This is a genomic window from Stappia sp. (assembly GCF_048268045.1).
GTDB lineage: Bacteria > Pseudomonadota > Alphaproteobacteria > Rhizobiales > Stappiaceae > Stappia.
In genome coordinates, this window is record NZ_JBLWWG010000002.1 from 306,463 (window position 1) to 330,750 (window position 24,288).

Here is a 24,288-nt window from a genome sequence, read left to right on the forward strand (position 1 = left end):
CTGTGACTGGAGCGGGCGATGGGATTCGAACCCACGACCCCAACCTTGGCAAGGTTGTGCTCTACCCCTGAGCTACGCCCGCATCAGTCAGTGGCGCCAGCCGTGGCCGGCGCCTGAGGTGGGCTGTATATGAACCAACGCGCGACGGATTGCAACAGTGTTTTTTCAACTCCCCCGCAAGGGTCGCCTGCTGTGGATGACCGGTGGATTTCTTGCGTCTTTTCAAGCCGGAGCGGCCGTGACCCGGCCTCCTGGGAGGCCCCTTTCGGCTAGGAAGGCGGTCATCCGGAGGGCGGGACGTCGCGGGCGGGGCGATCGTTGCCGCAGGTCGCATCGCGTCTTGTGCACGGCGTCCCGCGCCGCTAGACCGGAGGGGAAAGGGCGTGTCCCGATCCTTCATTGTCAGCCCGGCCGGCTCGCCCGGTCCAGTCCGGAGATGCTCCATGCCGGCAAGCCGCGCCGATCTTCTCGCCTTTCTCGACAGCCTCGGCATCGAGACGACGACACATGACCATGAGGCGGTGTTCACGGTCAGCGAGTCCACCGAGATCCACCACCGGATGCCCGGCGGGCATACGAAGAATCTCTTCCTGAAGGACAAGAAGGGCCGCATCTTTCTTGTCGTCGCGTTGCAGGACGCGGAGATCGATCTCAAGTCTCTGCATCGCAGGATCGGCGCGCAGGGGCGACTGTCCTTCGGCAAGCCGGAGCTGCTGATGGAGACGCTGGGCGTGCGGCCGGGGTCGGTGACGCCCTTCGCGCTCTACAACGACCGCGACGCACAGCAGGTGACGCCGATCTTCGACGCGGCGATGATGGCGGTGGATCCGCTCAATTTTCATCCGCTGGAAAACATCGCGACCACGACCATTTGCCGGGATGACCTGCTGGTCTTCGCCCGCGCCTGCGGCCACGATCCGCAGGTGATCGCGGTGAGCGGGGAAGAGGCCGCCACGGAGGCGGGGAACGACGTTTGAATTTGGGCCGTACGGTGCCCATGTTAGGGCCACGAAAACGACGCGCGTCTTCTCCGCCCCGGCCCCGTGTTGCCGGCCCCGGAGCGGACCGGGGACATGGGGATGCTTTAGATGAGCAATGACGGATATTCGGTTGGCGGCAGCTTTGGTGGCGCGTTCGGTGGCGGCATGGGCGGTGGCATGGGAGGCGGCGCCCCGACGCCCGCGGCTTCTGCCCGGCCTGCCGCCAGCGGCGACGTCATCCGTGACGTGACCACCCAGGACTTTCGCGCCAGCGTCATCGATGCCTCCAGCGAGCGCCCGGTTCTGGTCGATTTCTGGGCCCCCTGGTGCGGGCCGTGCCGCCAGCTGACCCCGGCGCTGGAAAAGGCGGTGACCGAGGCGCGTGGCGCGGTGGTGCTTGCCAAGATGAACATCGACGAGCACCCCGAGGTGGCCGGCCAGCTCGGTATCCAGTCGATCCCGGCGGTCATCGCCTTCAAGAATGGCCAGCCGGTCGACGGCTTCATGGGCGCGCAGCCCGAAAGCGAGATCAAGTCGTTCATCGAGCGTCTCACCGGCCCCGCGGGCCCGAGCGAGGCGGAGACCTATATCGCCGAAGCCGAGACGGCGCGCGAGGCGGGCGACCTCGGCCGCGCCGCCCAGCTTTACGGCGCGGCGCTGACGCAGGAGCCGGAAAACGGCGCTGCGCTCGGCGGACTTGCCCAGTGCTACGTCGCCGCCGATGCACTCGATCAGGCACGTCAGGTGCTTGAGGCCGCGCCGGAGACTGTTGCCAAGGATCACCCTGCGATCCTGGCCGCGCGCGCGGCCATCGAGCTTGCCGAGCAGGCCGCCAGTCTTGGCGACCTCGCCGAGCTGGAGGCGCGCATCGAGGCCGATCCGGGCGATCACCAGGCCCGTTTCGACCTCGCCGTGGCGCTGTCCGCGCGGCCCGACAAGAAGCTCGCCGTCGATCACCTGATCGAGATCGTGCGCCGCGACCGGGAATGGAACGAGGACGGTGCGCGCAAGCAGCTTCTCCAGTTCTTCGAGGCCTGGGGCGCGAAAGAGCCGGCGACGGGCTATGGCCGGCGGAAGCTGTCATCCGTTCTGTTCAGCTGAGACGTATACCCTGACGCGAGAGCGGGCGGGCGCAGGCGCCATCGTCCTGTCGGCCACCGCCCTTCGGGGCGGCGTGGACTGGCAGGATGTGGTGCCCGTGTCCATATGTCCGGTATGACGCCGCGCGCTGGACGCGCGGAGAAACGGAGGGCCATGTCATGCGCGCAGGAAACAAGAGCTACTCGGGCCCGGCCGACATTCCCTCGACCTTGCCCCTTTTTCCGCTGTCGGGCACCGTGCTGCTGCCACAGGCGCAGATGCCGCTCAACATCTTCGAGCCCCGCTATGTGGCGATGATCGACGCGGCGATGCGCGGCGACCGGATGATCGGCATGATCCAGCCGGACTTCGAGGAAGGCGGCGCATCGGCGCAGGAAATCCCGCCTCTGGTTTCGGTCGGCTGCGCCGGGCGCATCGTCGCGCTGCAGGAGACCGGCGACGGGCGCTATCTGGTGTCGCTCACCGGCGTTGCCCGCTTCACGCTGGAAGAGGAGCTGGAAACGGTGACGCCCTTCCGTATCGGCCGGATTTCAAGCGAGGCCTTTCCCGGCGACTTCGAGGCTGGCCGGGGCGAGGGTGAGGTCGACCGCGACGGGTTGATCCGCACGCTCAAGACCTATCTCGACGCCAATGACCTCGAAGCCGACTGGAGCAGCATAGAGCGTGCTTCGACGGAGGTGCTGGTCAATGCGCTGTCGATCATGAGCCCCTACGGTCCGGCGGAGAAGCAGGCGCTGCTCGAGGCGCCGGACCTGCGCACCCGCGCCGAGACGCTGGTGGCGTTGACGGAGGTGGATATGGCGCGCAAACAGGGCGACGATGGGGTGATCCTGCAATAGGATCGCCCGACCGTCGAACAAAGGGCGCGGCAGGGGCCGCGCCGGCCGCGAGGACCGCCGACATGACCACCGAACCCGCCCGCCCCGCGCACGAACTCGACCGCAAGCTGCTGGAGCTTCTGGTCTGCCCGCTGACCAAGACGACGCTGGAGTATGACGCGGCGGCGCAGGAACTGATCTCGCGTGTTGCCCGGCTCGCCTATCCGATCCGCGACGGCATCCCGATCATGCTGCCGGACGAGGCGCGCAAGCTCACGGAAGACGAAGCCGCGCGAAGCTGATCCCCGCGCTGCCTCGATACAGGCACGAAATGTGAAACGCCCCGCCCGGAAGACCGGGCGGGGCGTCTTTGTTTCAAGCTCCGGCCGGGGCAGGATCAGGCGTTGAGCGCTTCCAGCTCGGCGACGATGGCATCGCCCATGGCCTTGGTGCCGATGGTCTCGGCGCCCTTGGCGGCGATGTCGGCGGTGCGCAGGCCCTTGTCGAGCGCGGCCGAGATCGCCTTCTCCAGCAGGTCGGCCTGTTCGACGAGGCCGAAGGAGTAGCGCAGGCACATGCCGAAGCTGGCGATCATGGCGATCGGGTTGGCGATGCCCTTGCCGGCGATGTCGGGAGCGGAGCCGTGCACCGGCTCGTAGAGGGCGCGGCGCTTGCCGGTGTCGGGATCCGGCGCACCGAGCGAGGCGGACGGCAGCATGCCGAGCGAGCCGGTCAGCATGGCGGCGACGTCGGAGAGCATGTCACCGAAGAGGTTGTCGGTGACGATCACGTCAAACTGCTTGGGCCAGCGCACCAGCTGCATGCCGCCGGCATCGGCCAGCATGTGCTCGAGTTCGACGTCCTGGAAGCCGTCGGAATGGGTCTGGGTGACGACCTCGTTCCAGAGCACGCCCGACTTCATGACGTTGCGCTTTTCCATCGAGGTGACCTTGCCGCGACGGGTGCGGGCCAGCTCGAAGGCGGCGCGGGCGATGCGGTCGATCTCGTAGGTCTCGTAGATCTGCGTGTCGATGCCGCGCTTCTGGCCGTTGCCGAGGTCGATGATCTCCTTCGGCTCGCCGAAATAGACGCCACCGGTCAGCTCGCGCAGGATGAGGATGTCGAGACCCTCGACCACGTCGCTCTTCAGCGAGGAGGCATCGGCGAGTGCGGGGTAGCAGATCGCCGGGCGCAGGTTGGCGAAGAGCTCCATGTCCTTGCGCAGGCGCAGCAGGCCGGCCTCGGGGCGCACCTCATAGGCAACGCCATCCCACTTCGGCCCGCCGACCGCGCCGAAGATGACCGCATCCGCCGCCATCGCCTTTTCCATGGTCGCGTCGGAGATTGCCTGGCCGTGGGCATCGTAGGCGCATCCGCCAACGAGGTCGGTCTCGGTCTCGAACGTCGCGGGGCCATGCGCGCCGAACCAGGAGACGACCTTCTTCACCTCCTCCATGATTTCCGGGCCGATGCCGTCGCCGGGCAGGAGAAGGAGCTTGTGCGTGGTCATGGGAAACGTTTCCTCGGGGTTGTTCTGAAGGCGAAACTCGGAGTTTTTTGCTAATCGCTCGCGCGTCCGTTGGCAAGCGTCGGGCGGCCCCGGCTCACGCGGCGATGGTGTCGAGCGCGACGTTGCCGCCGCAGACCAGAACGCCGACGCGCTCGCCGGGAGCGGGCCTGTAGACGCCGCTCGTCAGGGCGGCGAGGGCGGTTGCCGCACCCGGTTCGACGGCCTGCTGCAACTCACGCCACAGGCGGGTCTGGGCCTCGGCGATCGCCGCATCGGCGACGAGCAGGCTTTCCGCGACATGGGTGGAGCAGATCGTGTGAACCAGATCGCCGCAGCGCCTGGCGCCGAGGCTGTCGGCGGCCAGGCTTTCGACCGGCACATCCACCGGCGTTCCGGCCTCGAGCGCGGCATGCAGCGCGCAGGAGCCTTCCGGCTCGACGGCGACGACCTTGACCTTGCCCGACAGCCAGAGCGCGCAGCCGGAGATCAGCCCGCCGCCACCGACGGCGATCAGCACCGTGTCGAGGTCGGGCGTCTGCTCCAGCCACTCCAGCGCCACCGTGCCCTGTCCGGCGATGGTGCCGGGCGCGTCATAGGCGTGAATATCCATCGCGCCGGTCTCGGCCCGGTGGCGGGCGCAGGCCTCGGCGGCATCCGCATAGCGCGCGCCGCCGATGTGGAGCGTCGCGCCATAGGAGCGGATGCGGGCGATCTTCGCGGGGGAGGAGGTTTCGGGCACGAAAATATCGGCGGGGATGCCGAGGGCGCGTGCCGCATAGGCGACAGCCGCGCCGTGGTTGCCGCCCGAGGCCGCGGCGACGCCGGCGGTGGGAACGCCGCCGGAGAGGAGTGTGTTGAAGGCCCCGCGGGCCTTGAACGATCCCGAGTGCTGGAGCTGTTCCAGCTTGAGGCAGATCGAGGCGTCAAGGCCGAAGGAGCCCGCGCCGCTTTCGATCACCGGCGTGCGGCGGACATGATCGGTGATGCGGGCTGCGGCCTTGGCGACGTCGTCGCGGGTCGGGGGAGGGGACATGGGCAAACTCCGGGTCGTGGTGAGGGGCGTTCGGGGGCGGCGCGCGTGTTCACGACAGCAGCGCCTCGGCCCCGCGCCAGATGAGGGTCAGGGCCAGCGCCGACATGATGACGCGAAAGCCCGTGCGGAACGCCTTTTCAGGCATGTCGGACAGCAGCCTCGTGCCGGCGAGCGTGCCCAGGAAGCCGCTCGCGATCATCAGCACGATGAGACCCGCCCATGGCGCGAAGGCGAAGCCGAGCGCACCGAAGACGGCGATCTTGAGCACATGCATGCAGAGCGCGGTGACCGCCTGGGTGGCGACGAAGCTCTTGCGCGTCAGGCCGAGTGCGGCCAGCACGGCGCCGCCGATGGGCCCGGTGGCGCCGAAGATCATGCTGAGCGCGGTGGCGATGAAGCCTGCGCCGGCCATGGCCCGCTTCGGCGTATTGGCGAAGCGCGGCGGGCGTCCCCAGACCATCCACAGTATGAAAAGCCCGAGGGCGAGGCGAATGACCGCGCCTGGCAGGTTGATCGCGACCGCGCCGCCGGCGATGGCGCCGAGGACGGCTCCAGCGAGGAACCACAGCGCCGCCGTCCAGTTCACATGACCAAGGAGCACCGCCGCGCGCCCGGCGTTGGAACCGAGCTGGACCATCCCGTGGACGGGCACAAGCGCTGCGATCGGCATCACCAGCGCCATGATGCCGATCAGCATCACGCCGCCGCCGAGCCCGAAGGCTGCCGAGACCGCCGATGTGAGGAAGCTGACCAGAACAAGCCCGAGCTGCACTAGAGGGGAAACATCCGGTGCAAGGAGCGCCTGGGTCAAGGCGGCTAGGAAAGCGTCCATCGGTGCCAGTCCAGGGGAAGAGCGCGGCCGCGCCCGGATCGTGCGAGGCGATGAAGAAACGGAACGGCGGGCCGCGATGGCGGCCCGCCGCGATTGGCTGGTCGGGGTCGGCTCAGTCGGCCGGCAGCGCCGTCTCGACGAGCTTCACCCAGTAGGAACAGCCCACCGGGATCAGATCGTCGTTGAAGTCATAGGCCGGGTGGTGAAGCTTCGCCGTGTCGCCGTTGCCGGCGAAGATGAAGGCCCCCGGACGCTCCTCGAGCATGAAGGAGAAGTCCTCACCGCCCATGGTCGGCGCGACATCCGTGTCGACATTCTCCGCGCCGACGATCGAGGCCGCCACGGAGGCTGCGAAGTCGGTCTGCTCGGCGTGGTTGGAGGTGATCGGGTAGTCGCGGCTGTAGTTCACGACCGCCTTGGCGCCATAGGCCTCCGCGATGGTCGGGACCAGCTCCTTCAGACGCTTCTCGGCCAGGTCGCGCACATCCGGGTCGAGGGTGCGCACGGTGCCGCGCAGGACCGCAGTCTGCGGGATCACATTGTCGGAGAAGCCGGCATTGAAGGCCGTGATCGACACGACGACCGACTTCAGCGGGTCCACGTTGCGGCTGGCGATCGACTGGATGGCCTGGATGATGTTCGAACCGACCAGGATGGTGTCGACGACCTCGTTCGGCTTGGCCGCATGGCCGCCAACGCCCTCGATCTCGATGCGCAGGTGATCGGCGGCGGCCATCATGCCACCCTTGCGGATGTGGAACGTGCCGACCGGAGCGCCCGGCATGTTGTGCATGCCGTAGACTTCCTGGATGCCGAAACGGTCCATCAGGCCGTCGTCGATCATCGCCTTGGCACCGGCACCGCCTTCTTCGGCCGGCTGGAAGATGACGATCACCGTGCCGTCGAAATTGCGGGTTTCGGCGAGATACTTGGCTGCACCGAGCAGCATGGCGGTGTGACCGTCATGGCCACAGGCGTGCATCTTGCCGGGAACGGTCGAGGCGTAGGGCTTGCCGGTGATCTCTTCCAGCGGCAGCGCATCCATGTCGGCGCGCAGGCCGACAACCTTGCCGGAGGCGTTGGTCTTGCCGCGGATCACGCCAACGACGCCGGTCTTGCCGAGCCCGGTCACGACCTCGTCGACGCCGAAGGAACGGAGCTTCTCCGCCGCCAGCTCCGAGGTGCGATGGGTGTCGTAGAGAAGCTCCGGGTTGGCGTGAATGTCACGGCGCCACTCGGTGATTTCCTCCGCGAAATCGGCGAATCGATTGATGATCGGCATATTCGTCCTCTGACCGTCGTTCTTGAGATAACGCGTGATCCGCGTGTCGTTCGGTGCACGCGATCACGCCACAGGAGAGGGGCGTATCTGACGCCGAAAAGCGGTGATGGCGCAAGCCCTATCGCCGAATTGTCTCGCCGATTCCCCATGCACGCGGGTCACGGCCGACCTTCCGCTAAGGGAGGTTTCAGGCTTCCGCGCGCAGCTGAAAGACGCTGGTGCGCTTGACGGAGAAGTCTTCCAGCGAGCGGTTCACCTCGATGTCATAGGTGGCGAGGCGCTCCAGCCTGTCCATCGGCAGGTAGCTGCGGCCGGGGTCTCCGACAAGCACGGTCGTGCCGGCCTTTCGCGCCGCATCGAGCCACGGCAACACCCGCTCGGCCATCGGTTTCTCGTAGAACACGTCACCGCTCAGCAGCACGTCGACGGCGGGAGGCGGAGCGTCGAGAAGATCGTCGGCGAGGATCGCCAGGCTGACGCCGTTCAGCGCCGCGTTGAGTGCCGTCGCCGCATTGGCGAAGGGGTCGATGTCGCAGGCGGTGACCGAGGCGGCGCCGGCACGCGCGGCGGCGATGGCGACCAGCCCGGAGCCGGTGGCGAAATCCAGCACGGCGCGCCCGGCGAAGATCTGAGGATTGTCCAGGACATAGCGGGCAAGCGCCTGGCCGCCGGCCCAGGCAAAGGCCCAGAACGGCGGCGGCAGGTTCATTTTCTCGAGTTCCGCTTCGGTCTTCTGCCACAGGTCCATCGCCTCGTCGGCAAGGTGGAGCCGGATCTCCGGCGTATGCGGCACCGGGTGCACGCGGGTGTTGGCGCGGATGAAGGCGGACGGATCCGCGCGGGGCGTCATCAGCGTTTCGAGACCGCCGGGTCGAGGCCGCCCATGCGGCAGACGATATCCCATTCCTCCTCGCTCACCGGCTGCACCGACAGGCGCATGGAGGTGACGAGCGCCATCTGCGACAGCGTCGGCTCGGCCTTGACGTCGGCCAGCGTCACCGGCCTCGGCATGTCGCAGACGGCCTTGACGTCGACACACTCCCAGCGCGGATCGTCGGTGGTGGTATCGGGGTGTATCTCCTTGCACACCTCGACGATGCCGACGACTTCCTTGCCGATGTTGGAGTGATAGAAGAAGCCACGGTCGCCGAGCTTCATCTCGCGCATGTTGTTGCGGGCGAGATAATTGCGGATGCCGTCCCACTGCTCGCCGGCATCGGCCTTCGCCTTCTGCTGGTCCCAGGACCATTTGTCCGGCTCGGACTTGAACAGCCAGTAACGCATCTCAGGCCTCGGGGTTCTTCAGGACCCAGTTCCACGGGCGGATCTCGACGCTCGCGAAGAGGCCGGCACGGGCGTAGGGGTCCTCTCCGGCGATGGCGAGTGCCTCGTCGCGGTTCGTCGCCTCGATCACAACCAGCGAGCCGGTCATGCCGCCGTCGTCGTCCATGAAGGGGCCGGCGGCCTTCAGCCGGTCGCCCATCGCCTTGAGATAGGCGAGGTGCTCGGAGCGGGTGTCGAGGCGGATCTGTTGCGCGCCCGGCTTGTCGGTGCAGATCAGCGCATAGAGCATGAGCGGGTCCTCCTGGTCTGGATGGGCCGGCTCCCGACGGGGAGCGGCCGATGGTCGTTCCGGCAATAGATACAGGCTTGTCCGGCTCCCGCAAGAGCCCGGCGGCGCCGGGCGATCAGGCCTCGCGGCGCAGCGGGCGGCCCATCAGGCTTGCCAGCGCGCCGTCGAGCGAGATCCGCTGTGCGAGCACGTCGGCGACGGCGGCGGAAATCGGCACCTCGACCCCGTGGCGGGCGGCGAAGGCCACCGCGACGGAGGCGGTGTGGACACCTTCGGCAAGCTTGCCGCCGGCCGCTGCTGGATCCTCGCCCGCGCCAAGCGCCATGCCGAAGGCGAAGTTGCGGGACTGGGCGGACGAGCAGGTGAGCACCAGGTCGCCGAGGCCGGAGAGGCCTGTCAGTGTTTCCGGGCGCGCGCCGAGCGCTTCGCCGAGACGGGCAAGTTCGGCGAAGCCGCGCGCGGTAAGAGCGGCGAGCGCGCTTGCCCCCCAGCCCTTGCCGGCGACCGCGCCGCAGGCGATCGCCAGCACGTTCTTCAGAGCGCCGCCGATCTGCACGCCGACGAGATCCGTCGCCGCGTAGGGGCGGAACTGGCTGCTGGCAAGGGTCGCGGAGAGCCGGTCTGCGAGTTCGCCGTCTTCCGCAGCGAGGGTGACCGCGGTCGGCAGGCCGCGCGCCACGTCGGCGGCGAAACTCGGTCCCGAGAGAACGGCCGGGACACAGGCGGGGGCGGCCTCGCCGACGACCTCCGACAGGAGCAGGCCGCTGTCGCGCTCCAGCCCCTTGGCGCACAGGACGAGCGGCGTTCCAGGCGCGACATGGGCGGCGATGAGCCCGGCCATGGCACGGGTGGTCTGGGCCGGGGTGACGAGCAGCACCGCGTCGGCATCGCGCAGCGCCTCGGCCGGATCCGTGGTGGCGGCAAGCGGACCGCCGAGCGCGATCCCCGGCAGATAGGCCGGGTTCTCGCCGCGTAGGGAGAGCGCCTCGACGCTTTCCGCATCGCGCGCGAGAAGGCGCACCTCGCGTCCGGCGCGGCGCGCGACCAGGGCGAGGGCGGTTCCCCAGGAGCCGCCGCCGACGACGGCGACGCGCTCGAAGGGCCGGGCCTGGCCGGCGGCGCTCACGGGGCAATCCCGAGGCACTGCGCCACGGCCGTGAGCGGAGCGTGGAAGCCGGTGAAGAAATTGTCGGGAGCCATCGCCAGCGCCTCGCCGAGGTCGAGCCAGAAAAGCTCGAAGCGGATCGGGTCGCCGCCGCCCGAGGGGCTCATCTCGAAGTGCTCCCAGCTCTGGCGCCGTCGCGCCGCGCCGCTCACGGGGGTGCGGGCATGGTAGAGCCTGCGGTCGTGGATGTCGCGGCCGAGCGAATTGTCGAAAAGAAGCACCTGCGCGCCGATCATCTCGAGGGCATGGGGCAGGTGGAGACCGGTTTCCTCGGCGAATTCCCGCAGGGCCGCCGTCAGGTGGCTTTCGCCCGGATCGACGGTGCCGCCGGGAACCTGCAGGCCGACATAGGGCTGGTCCGGCTGACGGAAGACCAGAAGGTCGCGCCCGGCGGTCAGGTAGACATAGGCCTTGTGCTTGAGCCTGTCGTAGTCGACGGGGCGTTCGGCGCAGACGACGCCTTCCTCGAAACGCGGATCTGTCACGCCTTGGCTCCCTTGCGGCCCGAGCCGAAGACGGGTTCGGCCTCCCTGTCGAGCGGCCAGCGCGGGCGTGGCGGCACGGCGCTGTCGTCGACTGTTTCCCCGGCGGCGTGGGCCGCGACCATCCGCTCGATGCCGGCCCAGGCGATCATCGCGGCGTTGTCGGTGCAAAGCCTGTGCGGCGGGGCGACGAGACGGGCACCGGCGGCTTGCGCGACCTCGCCCAGACGGCGGCGGATCTCGCTGTTGGCGGCCACGCCGCCGGCGACCACGAGGACGGGATCGGCATCGGGGTGATGCTCGCGGAAGACCGCGAGCGCGCGGCGGCTCTTCTCGCCGACCACATCTCCGACGGCGGCCTGGAAGCCGGCGCACAGGTCCGAAACATCCTGCGGCGACAGCGGCGCCGCCGCATGGGCGGCGGTGCGCAGGGCCGTCTTGAGGCCGGCGAAGGAGAACTCGATGCCGGGCCGGTCGAGCATCGGTCGCGGCAGCCGGAAGCGGGTCGGATCGCCGGACGCAGCGGCTTTTTCCACCGCCGGACCGCCGGGAAAGCCGAGCGACAGCAGCTTGGCGGTCTTGTCGAAGGCCTCGCCGAGCGCGTCGTCGATGGTCGAGCCGAGACGGCGGTAGACGCCGACGCCCTCCACCATGAGAAACTGGGTGTGGCCGCCGGAGACGAGCAGCAGCAGATAGGGGAAGGCGAGCCTGTCGGCGAGGCGCGCGGTCAGGGCGTGGCCTTCCAGGTGGTTGACCGCGACGAGCGGCTTGCCGGATGCGGCGGCGATGGCCTTCGCCGTCATCAGCCCGACGATGACGCCGCCGATCAGGCCGGGGCCGGCGGTGGCGGCGACCGCGTCGATGTCGTCGAAGGAAACACCGGCCTCCTCCATCGCGGACTTGACCAGACGGTCGAGCAGGGAGATATGGGCACGCGCCGCGATTTCCGGAACGACGCCGCCGAACGCCGCGTGTTCGTCGGTCTGGGAGCGGATGACATTGGACAGGATCGTCGCGCTGCCGTCCACGGCCCGGCGGACGACCGCCGCCGCCGTCTCGTCGCAGCTCGTCTCGATGCCGAGCACGGTCAGCTCTCCGGCCGGCTTTTCGCCGTCCGGTGTGTATCCGGTGCCGGCCGCATTGGCCGTTGCGCTCTCAGGGACTATCATTCAGCTTCGCCTACCGATTTGCATCCGCCTAGCACCGGGACCGATCTTCTTGCAAACAAAACCAACCGCAGACTTCGACGAGACCCGCCCGCTCCTTCGCATCGGCACGCGCGGCAGCCTTCTGGCGCTTGCCCAGGCGCATGAGACCAGGGACCGCCTGATGGCGGCGCATGGCCTGCCCGAGCGCGCCTTCGAGATCGTCGTGATCAAGACCTCCGGCGACCGCATCCAGGACCGCCCGCTATCCGAGGTGGGGGGCAAGGGGCTCTTTACCAAGGAAATCGAGGCGGCGATGATGGCGGGAGAGATCGACATCGCCGTTCATTCCTCCAAGGATATGCCGACCGTGCTGCCGGAGGGGCTGGAGATCGTCACCTTCCTGCCGCGCGAGGATGTGCGCGACGCCTTCATTTCCCCGAAGGCGAAGACGCTTGCCGAGTTGCCCCATGGCGCGGTGGTGGGGTCCTCCAGCCTGCGCCGCCAAGCGATGATCAAGCGGATGCGTCCCGACATCGAGGTGGTGACCTATCGCGGCAACGTGCAGACGCGGCTGCAGAAGCTCGCCGACGGCGTGGTGGATGCGACGCTGCTCGCCTATTCGGGTCTGAAGCGTCTCGACCTTGCCCATGTGGTGACCTCGGTGATCGACACGCGCGACTTCCTTCCCGCCGTCGGACAGGGTGCGATCTGCATCGAGGCGCGGGCCGACGACCTGAAGGCGCGCAAGCTGCTGGAGGCGATTCACGACCGCGAAACGCAGATCTGCCTCGATGCGGAACGGGCTTTCCTGCGGGTTCTCGACGGTTCCTGCCGAACACCCATCGGCGGGCTGGCGACGCTCTCGGCGGACGGTCTGGACTTTCGCGGGCTGATCCTGACACCGGACGGCCAGACCGTGCACGAGACGACGCGCTCGGGTTCGATCGCGGATGCGGTCGAGATGGGGCGCGACGCCGGGCTGGAGCTCAAGGAGCGCGGCGGCCCTGGCTTTTTCGGGGACTAGCGGCTTGGCCCGCGTTCTCGTCACCCGTCCGCGAGAAGCGGCGGCACGCACTGCCCGGCGCCTCGAGGCGCTGGGCCATGAGGTGATCGTCGCGCCTCTCATGGAAACCCGTGCGCTGCCTCCGGCGGACTGGCCGGAGACGGCGCGCATATCGGCCGTGGCACTGACCAGCGAGCGCGCCGTAGAGGCGGTGTGCGACGATCCCCGCTGGAGCCGATTGCGCGGGCTGACGGTCTTCGCCGTCGGCGAGCGGACGGCCGAGGGCGCGCGGGCCGCTGGCGCAGGCGATGTGCGTGCGGCCGGCGGCACGCTGGGAACGCTTGTCGACCTGATCGCCAGCGAACCACCCGAAGGGCCGGTTCTCTATCTCGCGGGGCGCAAGCGCTCGGGCGATCTTGTCGCGGAACTCGCGGGCCGTGGAATTCGTTCTGTCATGGTCGAGGTCTACGACGCGGTGCCCCTGCCGGCTCTCGATGCGGCGGCGCGGATGGCTCTGCTCGCACCTCCGGATCCGGGGCCGATCGTCGCGCCTTCATACTCGCGCCGGTCGGCCGAGGCGCTGGCGGCGGCCTTGCGTGCCTGGCCGGAGCGGCCGAATTTCGTCTTCCTGGCGTTGTCGGAGCAGGTCGCCGGCGCGCTTGCGGGTCTTGGGCCGTGTCATGTGGCCGAAGCTCCGGATGAGGACGCGCTCGTCGCGCTTCTTGGCGAGACGTGCTAATCGAAGGCCCAATTTGTTTTGCAGCGCAAAACCGGCCACCATGGGCAGGCCGGGACCGCGCCAGGAAATCGGGTGCCGGGGAAATCCTCCCGGGGCCGAACGGTTGACCACCGGGCCGGGACGGCCCGTGGCCCGGCGAAAACCGCCGGGCGCGTGCAAGGGAGAGCGACGATGGCTGCCGACGACAAGAAGCCGGACCCGAAGGGCCAGGCAGAGAAGCCGGGTGCCCGTGGCGCGGGCGGCACCGCGCGCAAGCCCGTGACGATCGATCTGGAAGCCCGCGAGGTGAAGGGCGCGGCCGGTCCGGGACCGGCGGCAAGCGCCGGGGCGAAGGCCGACGAGGCGAAAAAGCCGGGACCCGCGCCCGCCGCTTCGGCGACCTCTGGCGCGGCGGCCGCACAGGCCAGTGCGGGTGCTTCCGGCGCGAAGACCGGTGCGGATGCCGCGTCGGCGAGCGCCGGCAAGGCCGCCGATTCCGGCTCCGGCGAAGCGAAAGCCGACGGCATGAAGCCGACGGCCGCGAAGGCTTCCGATCCGAAAAAGGCTGACGCGGGGATTTCTGAAACCAAGGCTCCTGAAACCAAGACGCCCGATGCGAAGGCATCGGAGACGAAGGCCGGAGTGACGGCTGGTGCCGGGTCCTCGGCGTCGGCGGCTTCCGCGGGCACCACTGGAGCGGGACATGCCTCCGGTCCGGCACCGACCAAGCCGTCCCCGGAAGAGGGGCGTGGTGGTTCCGCCGGCTTTGGCAGCCTGCTCGCGGCCTCTCTCGTTGGCGCGGTCGTGGCGCTGGGCGGAGCCTTTGGCGCGCAGCAGGCCGGATTCCTTGGCGGCACGGATGCGAGCGGGGAGGCGCGGGCGGCGCTTCAGGCGGCGCAGAGCCGGATTGCCGGCCTTGAGGAGCGGATCGCAAGCCTTGCCGACCGGCAGGACGCCAGCGCGGGCGTCGCGCCCGAGCTTGGCAGCCTGAAGAACCGGCTCGACTCGCTGGAAGGCGACATCAAGGCGGCGGCCAGTTCGGGTGCGGACCAACTCTCCGAGGCGGCAGCGGCGCGCCTTGGCGACGTCGAGAAGGGGCTTTCCGATCTTCGCGGTTTCGTCGCTTCGGGCGGAGCGGGCGAGACCGCCGGTCTTGCCAGCCTGCAGCAAAGCGTGAGCGGGCTTGAGAGCCGGATTGCGGATCTAGGGTCAAAGGTGGAGGCGCTTGGCGAGCCCGCGCCGGCGCCGGACCTGTCCGGCATCGAGACGCGGCTCGATGCCCTTGAGACGGCAAGCCAGACGCTTTCGAGCCTGCCGGAAGCCATCGACGGCCTGCGCCGGGAGGTCACGACGACGCGTGAGGAAACCGGCAAGCTCGACGCGCGCCTCGGCTCTGTGGAGACGGCGCTGACGCAGAAGACGGATGAACTGTCCTCGTCTCTCGCCGCGCTGACCGCCCGTGTCGAGCCGATCGAGGCGCAGATGGGGGATGCAGGCGCACGCGAACTGGCCTCGCGCGCCATCGCGGTGACACAGCTCAAGGCGGCCATGGACCGTGGCGCGCCGTTCGAGACCGAGCTTGCCGCCGTGGCCGGCCTGGTTGCCGAGGGAACGGATCTTGCGCCGCTTGCGGCAAAGGCGGCGACCGGCGTTCCCACACGCACCGAGTTGCGCGCCCGCTTTGGCGCGGCTGCCCGGGCGATGAGCGCAACGCTCGACCGGCCGGCGGATGGCGACATGGTCGACACGCTCCTGTCCAACGCACGCTCGCTGGTTTCGATCCGCACACCGGGCGAGTCAGGATCGTCGACGCCGGATGCGGCGCTTGGACGGATGGAAGCCCGCGTCGACGCCGGCGATCTCGCCGGCGCGCTCGAGGCCTATCAGGACCTTCCGGAGCCGGCGAAGGCGGCCGGAGCGGACTGGGTCGCCGACGCGAAGGCGCGCCTTGCCGCCGATGCGCTTGTGGACGGGGTCACCCGCGACGTGCTGAAATCGCTTGGCGACGCCGCCAGGTAATGCCCGAGGGCCCGCCATGTCGGTCGGGCCGCCAAGACCATGACTTGAGCCTGCGGGAGACGTCCCGAGGGGAGTGAGACACGATGATCCGCCTCTTGATCTTCATCGCCCTGGTTTTTGTCGCCGCGCTGGGCTCCGCCTGGGTGGCGGATCGGCCCGGCCTGGTGACGCTGGACTGGCAGGGCTACCGCATCGAGGTCGGCCTGATGACCGCCGTGGTGGCGCTGGCGGCCATCGTTGCGGTGTGCATCCTTGTGTGGAACCTGGCGCTCTTTGTGCTGCGGTCGCCGGATCTCGTCGGCCGCTTCTTCCGCCGCCGGCGAAAGGACCGGGGCTATGACGCCCTGTCGAAGGCGCTGCTGGCGCTTGGTATCGGCGACGCGGCGACGGCGGCGCGCTACGGCAAGGATGCCGACAAGCTGCTCGAGGATGAGCCCGCCGCCCGGCTGCTGCTGGCCCAGAGCGCCCAGCTTGCCGGCCGCCACGAGGAGGCGCGCGGTCGCTACGAGGAGATGCTCGACGACGCACGGCTGAAGGCTGTCGGCCTGCACGGCCTCTACGTCGAGGCGGAACGTCTCGGCGAGCCGGTCGCCGCCCGCCATTACGCCGAAGAGGCCGCCGCACTGGTGCCTGGCCTGCCCTGGGCCGGGCGCGCCGTGCTCAGCTACCAGGCGGTTGCGGGCGACTGGGAGAAGGCGATCGCAACGCTGGAAAAGAATTACGCCTCCAAGCTCGTCGACAAGAAGACCTTCCGCCGCCACAAGGCGGTGCTGCTGACCGCACGGGCCATCGAGACCGAGGACCGGGATCCCGACACGGCGCGCGCGCTCGCTGGCGAGGCGCACGGACTTGCCCCGGCGCTGGTGCCCGCGGCGGTGATCGCCGCGCGGCTCGCGACCCGGCGCGGCGATATCCGCAAGGCGCTGAAGATCGTCGAGGCGACGTGGAAGCTCTCGCCGCATCCCGATCTTGCCGATGCCTATGCCCATGCCCGTACCGGCGATTCCGCATTGGACCGGCTGAAGCGGGTGAAGGCGCTCGCCGCGCTCCGCGCGCACAATGTCGAAGGCGCGCTGGCACTGGCGCGCGCCGCTCTCGATGCGGGCGATCACGCGCTTGCGCGCGAGCAGCTGCGCGCCGCGCTGCGGCTCGCGCCGACCCGCCGGGTGTTCCTGCTGATGGCGGATCTGGAAGAGCTGGAGAACGGCGACCGGGGCCGGGTGCGCGAGTGGCTGTCGCGGGCGGTGCGCGCGCCGGGCGATCCGGCCTGGGTGGCCGACGGCACGGTCAGCGAGACGTGGTCACCGGTGTCGCCGGTCGACGGGCGTCTCGACGCCTTTGCCTGGACGATGCCGCCTGTCGCCCGTGATACGGAGCGCGACGCTGTCGAGACCATCGACGATGCGCTGCTGGAGGCGCTTCCCGCGATGCCGCCGGCCGTGGTGCCGCGTGCGGAGGTCGAAGTGGTCGCGCCTGAAACCGAGGCCGAAACCGGCGTTTCGGTGCTTGAGGCCGAAGCCGTGCAGCCGGCGGATGCGCATGAACCGGAGAAGCCCGAGGCGGAGAAGCGTGCAGCGGCGACCGGGGAGCCGCTGGAGAAGCCAGCAGCGGAGCCCGCTGCGGGCGCTCCGGTCAACGGCGCGGCGAAGGCCGGGCCGGCGGCGGAAGCTCCGGCGAAGCAGGAGACCGGGAAACCCACCGCGACCGAGGGAACCGCAGGCGGCGAGAAGCCGGCGCGCGATCTGTCCCGCCCGATCGAGTTTCCGTTGAAGCACATGCCGGACGATCCGGGGCCAGATGGCGACGACGAGGAGCCGCCGACGAAGCCCGGCTATCGGTTCTTCAACTGATTGGACCGGCTGGCTTGTGAAACAAGAACGGCGCGCCGGATGGGCGCGCCGTTTGCGTTTGGGAAAAGCAGGATGAGGAATTCAGGCGCGGTCGAGCCCCTCGGCGAGCGAGCTTGCGGACCTGAAAGCGCCGGACTTCTCGTCAAGCAGGCGCAACTCGCCGGAGCCGATGTCGAACCAGGCGCCGTGCAGCGTCAGGCGGCCGCGTTCCTCGAGGATGCTCACGCAGGGAAAGCTGCGCAGGTTGACGAGTGACTGGCGCACGCCGGCGTATTCCATCGCGGTCTGCGCGTCGGCGCCGCGCTCGGCCGGGTCGCAGCGAAACTGGGAGGCGGGCTCGAGCAGCGTCATCCACTTGCCGATGAAGTCGCCCGGCGACAGCGGGACCTTGTCCTGCTCCAGGAAGGCCTTGACGCCGCCGCACTGGCAGTGGCCCATGACGACGATATGGCGCACCTTCAGCGCCTGGACGGCGAATTCCAGCGCCGCGCTGGTGGAATGGAAGTCGTTGTCCGGCTCATAGGGCGGGACCAGGTTCGCGACATTGCGCACGACGAACAGCTCGCCCGGCCCGGCGCCGAAGATGCCTTCCGGCGTGACCCGGCTGTCGCAGCACGAGACGACCATCACCTTCGGTTCCTGGCCGTAGACCGCGAGGCGCTCGTACTCCGGCCGTTGCGGGCGGTGCGCGTCCTCGCGATAGCGCAGGTATCCCGCGAGCAGGGCCTGAGGGAACACGCTGCCCTTCGGATCGTTTTCGGATTCGTTGCGGGACATGGCGTCTGGATCTCCAAAAGGCGCCTCGTGGCGAGGGGCTGGCACGCGTTACGTAAAATCAACTAGACGCCAGGGCAACCCTCAGATGTTGCAGCGCTGCCATCTCCTCAATCTACCGCTTGCACGGGGTCAGCCGCCACGGTCTTATGCCGGGATGGGGCGGCGGGTGCGAAGGCTTCCGCCCCGGGGGCTGCAAGCGAACGGGAAGGAGACAGGGTGAGCAAGACCAATCCGGGCAATTTCTTCGAGGACTTCCGCGTCGGGCAGGTGCTGCGGCACGCCACGCCGCGCACGGTGACGGCCGGGGATGTGGCGCTTTACACCGCGCTCTACGGATCGCGCTTTGCCGTCCAGTCGTCGGACAGTTTCGCCGAGGCGCTGCGCTACCCGCGCGCGCCCGTCGACGACCTGCTGGTCTTCCACCTGGTCTTCGGCAAGACCGTACCCGACATCTCGCTCAACGCGGTCGCCAATCTGGGCTACGCGGGGGGGCGCTTCCTGAGCCCGGTCTATCCGGGCGACACGCTGTCGGCGGTGTCCGAGGTGATCGGCCTCAAGGAGAATTCCAACGGCACGACCGGCGTTGTCTACGTGCGGTCCACCGGGTACCGGCAGGACGGCACCGAGGTGCTCGACTACGTGCGCTGGGTGATGGTGAAGAAGCGCGATCCCGCGTCGCCCGCGCCGGAGCCCGTGGTGCCGGACCTGCCTGAGGCGATCGAGCCGGACGGGCTCGGCGATGCCTGCCCGCTGATCGACCAGGCTGGCTGGGACGGCGTGCTCGCCGGCACGCCCTATCGCTTCGACGACTACAAGGTGGGCGAGCGGATCGACCATGTCGACGGCATGACCGTGGAGGAGAGCGAGCACCAGCTCGCGACGCGCCTTTACCAGAACACGGCGCGGGTGCATTTCAACCAGTTCACCGAGGGACAGGGCCGTTTCGGCCGGCGGCTCGTCTATGGCGGCCACGTCATCTCGTTGGCTCGGGCGCTGAGCTTCAACGGTCTGGGAGCGGCGTTCCACGTCGCCGGCATCAACGGCGGCCGCCATGTGGCACCGCTGTTTGCGGGCGATACCGTCTTTGCCTGGTCCGAAGTGCTCGAGGCGGCGACGATCTCGGGGCGCGAGGATGTTGGCGCTCTGCGCCTGCGCACTATCGCGACCAGGGATCGGCCGTGCACCGATTTCCCGCTCGTCGACGCGGCAGGCGCCTATGATCCGGCCGTGATCCTCGACTTGGACTACTGGGTGCTGATGCCGCGCTAGCCGCTTCGGCCCGGACGCGCAAGCCTGTCGGCCGAGCCGCTCGGAGACAGGCTTGCCGCCGTCCAACAGGGACGGCGGGTGCGCGTCAGTGCTCGCCGAGCTTGATGTCGGGCGTGTAGTCGATGCCGTCGACCTCCTTCACGACCGCCTGGCCGCAGGTGACCACGCCCTTCGTCGCGTCGAAGGTCAGCGACGGCGAGCCGTGCAGTGTCCAGCCCTTGTTGAGCGCTGCGGTCACCCGGTGGCAGAAGGCGCTGTCGTCGGGACCGGTGATGAAGCGATAGAGTTTCATGCGTCGTTTCCTTGGGTCGTGCCCGTCCTGGCGGTGCCCTGCGGGCACCTTGGGCATAGCGTGTTCGTGTCCTTCAGCTCCGGCGGGCGGTGATCGCGTCTGCGATGGCCACCAGCCGGGCACCCATTTCCGCGTGCAGGCGCTCGACCATGCGGCCCTCGACCTGGATCGCGCCCTTCGCGGCATTCTCCGGCTTTTCGAATTCGGCGATGATGCGGCGCGCCCAGGCGATGTCGGCGTCGGCGGGCGTGAAGGCGGCGTTGCACGCCTCGATCTGCCTGGGGTGGATGAGCGTCTTGCCGTCCATGCCCATCTCCGCGCCCTCGCGGCATTCGGCGGCAAGGCCCTCGAGGTCGTCGAGGTGGTTCCAGACGCCGTCCAGGATGTCGATGCCATGGGCGCGGGCGGCGGCAAGGCAAGTCGCAAGCCAGGGGCGCATCGGCGCGCGGCCGGGCACCAGGGCGGCGCGGGTCTCCTTGGCGAGATCATTGGTGCCCATGACGAAACAGGCGAGCCGGGTCTCGGGGTTGCCGGCGGCGGCGGCGATGGCACCGGCGTTGAGCATGGCAAGGGGCGTTTCCATCATCGCCCAGATGCGCGTCGAGGCGGGAACGCGGGCCGCGTTCAGGCTGTGCGCGGCGCGGTCGAGATCGGCGGGCGAGGAGACCTTGGGCAGGAGGATCGCATCGGGCCGGGCGGCGATTGCCATCTCCAGATCGCCGGCACCCCACGGCGTGGCCAGTCCGTTGACCCGAATGACCAGCTCGCGGTGCCCGTAGCCGCCGGCGGCAACCGCCTCGCGCACCTGATCGCGCGCCATCTCCTTGGCGTCGGGGGCAACCGCGTCCTCCAGATCGAGGATCAGAGCGTCGACGTCGAGGGAACGCGCCTTGTCGAGGGCGCGGGCGTTGGAGCCGGGCATGTAGAGAGCGCTGCGGCGAGGGCGAATGGTGGTCGTCTTGGTCATCGTGGAGTGCGTCCCTTGCTATGCTGTCCTGCTTCGGCGGGTCGGGCCCGTCTGTTGTGCGAGCGGGCGAAGATCATGTCCTTTGCCGCGACCAGCGCCCCAAGGGTGACGAGCGCGCAGGCGAGCGTCACCTTGAGCGTGAAGGCGCCGTAGCCGAAGGCGATCAGAAGAAGGGTCGAGAGCACCGGAGCGGCATAGGCCCCGGCGCCAAGGACCTGGATGTCGCCCTTCTTCACGCCGAAGTCCCAGACGAAGAAGGCAAGGCCGACGGGAAAGGCGGCCAACGCCAGCACCGCGCCCCATTCACCGGCACCTTGCGGCCACACCGTCGTCTCGAACAGGGCGTGGGAGAGAAACGAAAGCGCCGAGGTGGCAAGGCAAAAGCTCGCGACGGCTTCCGTCGGCACCTTGCCGAGCCTGCGCGACAGCACCGAATATCCGGACCAGAAGAGGGCGGAGGCGACCGCCGCGAGATAGCCTGGCAGATGGGCCGGGTCGAGGTCGAGCCCTTTGTCTCCGGCAACGAGAAGGGCCGCGCCCAGCAGTCCGATCACCGTTCCGGCGATGTGATGGGCCTTCAGCCGCTCGCCCGGCAGGAGCGCCGAAAAGACGACGATCAGCAGAGGCCAGGTGTAGTTGATCAGATTGGCGTCGACCGGCGGCGCGTTGCGGATCGCGGTGAAATAGAAGAAGTGGAAGCCGAAAAGGCCCGTCGTGCCGAAGGCAAGAACACCGACCGACTGACGCATCAGGCGCAGCCGGCCGCGGGCGGCGAGCCAGATGACGGCGGCGACGCCGGAGAACCCGAAGCAGAGCCCGTTCAGCAGGAAGGGCGGCACGCTGCCGGAGGCGGCGCCAAAGAGGCCGAGCGTCGACCACATCAGCACGGCGGACAGTCCGACGAGCGTGGCGCGCAAGCGCAGTGCCGAGGCCGTGGCGGTGTCGGGAGCGGCCTGCGAAACGGCTTCTGTCATGGTGGCGGGGAACTCTTCGGGCAGGGGTGGAGACGGGGAGCGGCCGGCTTGCCTGCGCGAACCCGGGAGAACTATGCGGCGCGCGTCAGGTCCGCGTCAATCGGTCGCCGGCAGGGCTTGCCTCGGGGCGGAGCTATCGGCGGTTGAAATGGCGCGCGAGTTCGGGGCAATGTGACGGCCAATGCCGGCGAGAGACCGGCATCGAGACTCTTCGCGGAGAATTCATGAGCAAGATCACCATCAAGACGCTCGGACCGGACGATGCCCTCGTCCTCGCGCCGCTGATTGCCGAATACGCGCAGGCGCTGAAGCGCGGCGCGCCACGTCGCCCGGACCAGTTCTACGCCGAGCGCATCCTTGGCGACCGTACGGGGGAAGTGATCGGGGCAGAGCTCGACGGCCGACTGGTCGGCTTCGCGATCTTCTTCGACCTGCCGGAAATCATCACCGGCCTGCGGGTCGGGCAGCTCGACGAGATCTACGTGCATCCGGACGCGCGCAACAACGGCGTCGGCCGGCGCATGGTCGAATGGCTGATCGGCGAGGGCGGCAGGCGCCACTGGGCCGAGCTGCGCTGGATCGTGCCGGGCAAGAACGCGCCGGCGATGGCGCTCTACGACAAGATCGCCGAGCCGGCCGACTGGAAAGGCTACGTCCTGCCGATCGACCGGGGCGCATCCGCCTGACGGCGCGCCCCGGCGCAACACGATGACACGCCGCCGCTCACGCCCCTTCAGAAAAGGGGCGTGAGCGGCGCGATGGGAATGAAGCCGACGCGGGCGACGCCGTCGCGGAATGCCAGCGGCACGATCACTGCGGGTGCACCGTCAAGGGTGGTCGGCTTGCCGAAGGCGACGATGGCGCCGGCCAGCGACATCGGCACGTTCGATCCTTCCGGAAACAGCGGCGCGAGCAGGGCCGGCAGCCGGTCGGAGCCCGATACCGTCAGCGGCAACTCACCCTCGAGCCGGCCGCGCGCGTCGAGGTGCAACGTGCCTTGCGCCGACAGGTTCAGCCCTTCTCCCGCGACCGTCAGCGATGCGATACGGATCGCTCCGTCCGGGGAGAGCAGCGCCTTCGGGTCGATCGGGCCGCCGTTGCCCAGGAGCGCCGCGCCTCCCGCGATGGTCGCGGTCGCGGTCAGTTCCACGGGAGCCGCGAGGCCGGGAACGGTGAGTTGGGCGACCGACAGCGCGACATCGGCCGCGCCATCGCTGTCGGGCGAGTGACGAACGTGAAAGCTCGCCGTTTCTGCTGCAAGCGCCAGGGCGGGGGCGACATCCTCCGGGGCGGCGTCCAGGAGAAGCTGCGGCGCGGTGAGCTCGATGTCGCCGCGCGCCAGGCCGGCATCGCCGACGCGCAGGCTGGCCTGGGCAATGCGCCAGTTGGCAACCAGGCTCTGGTCGAGGCCCGGCAGCAGGCCGCCCAGGGCAAGTGGCGCATCGGCCTCGAGAATGACGTGATAGGGATTATAGGCAAGAGCCACAGCGCGGAATCCGGCTGTCGTTGCCGTGCGCCCGTCCGTCGTGCGCAGCCGCAGCGGCGCGCAGGTCAGCTCGAACTGGAAGGGATAGCCGCCGAGCCATTCCTCGCCGCAGAAGATCTCGCCGCCCTCGGCGCTGGCGATGGCGGTGGCATTGCGCAGCACATCGCCGACCATGCCGCGTGCGGTTGCCCAATAGGCGCTCCACAGGCCCACGACCAGCAGCACCAGAACGATCAGGAGAATGAACCGGCGGCGCGTCGAGCGCCTGGGCTGCGGGCGTGCTGTCTCGGCCTTCGCCTCGCGTGGCGTTTCCGGTGACGTCTCGGGCATGGGATCCTCTTGTCTTGACGCGGGCGGGCGGACAGGCCCGCCGGGAGGCGCGGTTGCGTGAAAAGCATGGTCGGGGGGCGGTTTCAAGGCGAATTCTTGCCCTTCGGCTCGCCGGTTGCTAAATGCGGGGCCGATCAGAACGAGGGGCGACATGCGGGATTTGTGGGTGTTCGGCTACGGGTCGCTGATCTGGCGGCCCGGATTTCGGTTCCAGGAAGCGGTTCCCGGCCTGTTGCACGGGGTGCACCGCTCGCTCTGCATCTACTCATGGGTCCATCGCGGCACGCAGGAGCGCCCGGGTCTGGTGCTCGGCCTCGACCGGGGTGGCGCGTGCCGGGGCATGGCGTTTCGCGTCGCCGCCGGCGACCGGGAGGAGGTCGTTGCCTATCTGCGCGAGCGCGAGCAGGCGACGATGGTCTATGTGGAGGCCGAGCGTCGGGTGCGTCTCGACGGGCGCGGCGGAGAGACGATCGACGCGCTGACCTATCTGGTCGACCGTCGCCATCCCCAATATGCGGGCGTGCTGTCGCTGGAACGGCAGGTGGAGATCGTGCGCGACGCCGCCGGCCAGTCCGGCCCCAACCCCGAGTATGTTCTCAACACGCTCGATCACCTGCGCCAGCTCGGCATCCGCGATGCCGGGCTCGAGGCGCTGGGGCGGAACCTCGCGCCGCGCTAG

Annotated in this window: 26 protein-coding genes and 1 tRNA gene; 11 read left to right on the forward strand and 16 right to left on the reverse strand. The window is 69.0% G+C overall.

What is annotated here, in order from left to right; genetic code table 11:
* Positions 1-7 precede the first annotated feature (7 nt).
* Positions 8-82, reverse strand: a tRNA-Gly gene (locus tag ACN0WF_RS03940).
* A 361-nt stretch (positions 83-443) separates the two neighbouring features.
* On the opposite strand from ACN0WF_RS03940, the gene ACN0WF_RS03945 reads away from it, so the two are divergent.
* The 4 genes from ACN0WF_RS03945 (at position 444) to ACN0WF_RS03960 (ending at position 3,201) form a co-directional block, all read left to right on the forward strand.
* On the forward strand, positions 444-977 hold the full coding sequence (locus ACN0WF_RS03945; protein WP_417771477.1) for a prolyl-tRNA synthetase associated domain-containing protein: 534 nt from the start codon (positions 444-446) through the stop codon (positions 975-977).
* Positions 978-1,088: 111 nt separating this feature from the next.
* Complete coding sequence (trxA, locus tag ACN0WF_RS03950) at positions 1,089-2,081, forward strand: thioredoxin (protein WP_417771478.1); 993 nt, start codon at positions 1,089-1,091, stop codon at positions 2,079-2,081.
* 158 nt (positions 2,082-2,239) lie between these two features.
* Complete coding sequence (locus tag ACN0WF_RS03955; RefSeq protein ID WP_417771479.1) at positions 2,240-2,920, forward strand: LON peptidase substrate-binding domain-containing protein; 681 nt, start codon at positions 2,240-2,242, stop codon at positions 2,918-2,920.
* 62 nt (positions 2,921-2,982) lie between these two features.
* Complete coding sequence (locus ACN0WF_RS03960) at positions 2,983-3,201, forward strand: Trm112 family protein (protein ID WP_417771480.1); 219 nt, start codon at positions 2,983-2,985, stop codon at positions 3,199-3,201.
* A 95-nt stretch (positions 3,202-3,296) separates the two neighbouring features.
* On the opposite strand, the gene leuB is transcribed toward ACN0WF_RS03960, so the two are convergent.
* The 10 genes from leuB to tsaD form a co-directional block, all read right to left on the reverse strand.
* On the reverse strand, positions 3,297-4,409 hold the full coding sequence (gene leuB / locus ACN0WF_RS03965) for a 3-isopropylmalate dehydrogenase (protein WP_417771481.1): 1,113 nt from the start codon (positions 4,407-4,409) through the stop codon (positions 3,297-3,299).
* A gap of 94 nt (positions 4,410-4,503) precedes the next feature.
* Positions 4,504-5,442 carry a threonine/serine dehydratase gene (locus tag ACN0WF_RS03970; protein ID WP_417771482.1) on the reverse strand — a complete coding sequence of 313 codons (939 nt, stop codon included), beginning with the start codon at positions 5,440-5,442 and terminating at the stop codon, positions 4,504-4,506.
* A 49-nt stretch (positions 5,443-5,491) separates the two neighbouring features.
* Positions 5,492-6,274: a sulfite exporter TauE/SafE family protein gene (locus ACN0WF_RS03975; RefSeq protein ID WP_417771483.1), complete on the reverse strand. Its 783-nt coding sequence runs from the start codon at positions 6,272-6,274 to the stop codon at positions 5,492-5,494.
* A 112-nt stretch (positions 6,275-6,386) separates the two neighbouring features.
* Positions 6,387-7,556: a M20 aminoacylase family protein gene (locus ACN0WF_RS03980; protein WP_417771484.1), complete on the reverse strand. Its 1,170-nt coding sequence runs from the start codon at positions 7,554-7,556 to the stop codon at positions 6,387-6,389.
* A gap of 187 nt (positions 7,557-7,743) precedes the next feature.
* Positions 7,744-8,406 (reverse strand): class I SAM-dependent methyltransferase, encoded by a 663-nt coding sequence (locus tag ACN0WF_RS03985; protein WP_417771485.1) that lies wholly within the window; start codon positions 8,404-8,406, stop codon positions 7,744-7,746.
* Entirely contained in the window at positions 8,406-8,840 is a 435-nt protein-coding gene (locus tag ACN0WF_RS03990; RefSeq protein ID WP_417771486.1) for an EVE domain-containing protein, read from the reverse strand. The genes ACN0WF_RS03985 and ACN0WF_RS03990 overlap by 1 nt, the downstream gene beginning before the upstream one ends.
* 1 nt (position 8,841) lies before the next feature.
* Positions 8,842-9,129, reverse strand: coding sequence for a YciI-like protein (locus tag ACN0WF_RS03995; RefSeq protein WP_417771487.1), 288 nt, complete (start codon positions 9,127-9,129; stop codon positions 8,842-8,844).
* Between the two features lie 115 nt (positions 9,130-9,244).
* Entirely contained in the window at positions 9,245-10,255 is a 1,011-nt protein-coding gene (locus ACN0WF_RS04000; protein WP_417771488.1) for an NAD(P)H-dependent glycerol-3-phosphate dehydrogenase, read from the reverse strand.
* Positions 10,252-10,779, reverse strand: a complete 528-nt coding sequence (locus tag ACN0WF_RS04005) for an NUDIX hydrolase (RefSeq protein WP_417771489.1) — start codon at positions 10,777-10,779, stop codon at positions 10,252-10,254. Before ACN0WF_RS04005 ends, ACN0WF_RS04000 begins: the two co-directional genes overlap by 4 nt.
* Entirely contained in the window at positions 10,776-11,945 is a 1,170-nt protein-coding gene (tsaD, locus tag ACN0WF_RS04010; protein ID WP_417771490.1) for a tRNA (adenosine(37)-N6)-threonylcarbamoyltransferase complex transferase subunit TsaD, read from the reverse strand. The genes ACN0WF_RS04005 and tsaD overlap by 4 nt, the downstream gene beginning before the upstream one ends.
* Before the next feature lie 49 nt (positions 11,946-11,994).
* On the opposite strand from tsaD, the gene hemC reads away from it, so the two are divergent.
* The 4 genes from hemC (at position 11,995) to ACN0WF_RS04030 (ending at position 17,514) form a co-directional block, all read left to right on the forward strand.
* Positions 11,995-12,948 carry a hydroxymethylbilane synthase gene (hemC, locus tag ACN0WF_RS04015; RefSeq protein ID WP_417771491.1) on the forward strand — a complete coding sequence of 318 codons (954 nt, stop codon included), beginning with the start codon at positions 11,995-11,997 and terminating at the stop codon, positions 12,946-12,948.
* Positions 12,949-12,952: 4 nt separating this feature from the next.
* Entirely contained in the window at positions 12,953-13,666 is a 714-nt protein-coding gene (locus tag ACN0WF_RS04020; RefSeq protein WP_417771492.1) for a uroporphyrinogen-III synthase, read from the forward strand.
* A gap of 171 nt (positions 13,667-13,837) precedes the next feature.
* Positions 13,838-15,664 carry a mitofilin family membrane protein gene (locus ACN0WF_RS04025; RefSeq protein ID WP_417771493.1) on the forward strand — a complete coding sequence of 609 codons (1,827 nt, stop codon included), beginning with the start codon at positions 13,838-13,840 and terminating at the stop codon, positions 15,662-15,664.
* A gap of 83 nt (positions 15,665-15,747) precedes the next feature.
* Positions 15,748-17,514 (forward strand): heme biosynthesis HemY N-terminal domain-containing protein, encoded by a 1,767-nt coding sequence (locus ACN0WF_RS04030; protein ID WP_417771494.1) that lies wholly within the window; start codon positions 15,748-15,750, stop codon positions 17,512-17,514.
* A gap of 81 nt (positions 17,515-17,595) precedes the next feature.
* Here ACN0WF_RS04030 and ACN0WF_RS04035 read toward each other — a convergent pair whose 3' ends face one another.
* A complete protein-coding gene (locus ACN0WF_RS04035) occupies positions 17,596-18,291 on the reverse strand; it encodes a carbonic anhydrase (RefSeq protein ID WP_417771495.1) in 696 nt (231 codons plus the stop codon).
* Positions 18,292-18,507: 216 nt separating this feature from the next.
* Here ACN0WF_RS04035 and ACN0WF_RS04040 point away from each other — a divergent pair, with 216 nt between their 5' ends.
* On the forward strand, positions 18,508-19,560 hold the full coding sequence (locus ACN0WF_RS04040; RefSeq protein WP_417771496.1) for a MaoC family dehydratase: 1,053 nt from the start codon (positions 18,508-18,510) through the stop codon (positions 19,558-19,560).
* Between the two features lie 85 nt (positions 19,561-19,645).
* Here ACN0WF_RS04040 and ACN0WF_RS04045 read toward each other — a convergent pair whose 3' ends face one another.
* From ACN0WF_RS04045 to ACN0WF_RS04055, 3 genes are all read right to left on the reverse strand, one after another.
* Positions 19,646-19,852, reverse strand: coding sequence for a DUF1737 domain-containing protein (locus tag ACN0WF_RS04045; protein WP_417771497.1), 207 nt, complete (start codon positions 19,850-19,852; stop codon positions 19,646-19,648).
* Positions 19,853-19,925: 73 nt separating this feature from the next.
* On the reverse strand, positions 19,926-20,819 hold the full coding sequence (locus tag ACN0WF_RS04050) for an HpcH/HpaI aldolase/citrate lyase family protein (protein WP_417771498.1): 894 nt from the start codon (positions 20,817-20,819) through the stop codon (positions 19,926-19,928).
* Positions 20,816-21,742 (reverse strand): DMT family transporter, encoded by a 927-nt coding sequence (locus ACN0WF_RS04055; RefSeq protein ID WP_417771710.1) that lies wholly within the window; start codon positions 21,740-21,742, stop codon positions 20,816-20,818. The genes ACN0WF_RS04050 and ACN0WF_RS04055 overlap by 4 nt, the downstream gene beginning before the upstream one ends.
* A 275-nt stretch (positions 21,743-22,017) precedes the next feature.
* On the opposite strand from ACN0WF_RS04055, the gene ACN0WF_RS04060 reads away from it, so the two are divergent.
* The gene (locus ACN0WF_RS04060; RefSeq protein ID WP_417771499.1) at positions 22,018-22,479 is read left to right on the forward strand and encodes a GNAT family N-acetyltransferase; all 462 of its coding nucleotides are present in this window, start codon (positions 22,018-22,020) and stop codon (positions 22,477-22,479) included.
* 47 nt (positions 22,480-22,526) lie between these two features.
* Here the strand turns inward: ACN0WF_RS04060 and ACN0WF_RS04065 are convergent, their stop codons facing one another.
* A complete protein-coding gene (locus tag ACN0WF_RS04065; RefSeq protein ID WP_417771500.1) occupies positions 22,527-23,609 on the reverse strand; it encodes a DUF2125 domain-containing protein in 1,083 nt (360 codons plus the stop codon).
* 151 nt (positions 23,610-23,760) lie between these two features.
* Here ACN0WF_RS04065 and ACN0WF_RS04070 point away from each other — a divergent pair, with 151 nt between their 5' ends.
* On the forward strand, positions 23,761-24,288 hold the full coding sequence (locus tag ACN0WF_RS04070; RefSeq protein WP_417771501.1) for a gamma-glutamylcyclotransferase: 528 nt from the start codon (positions 23,761-23,763) through the stop codon (positions 24,286-24,288).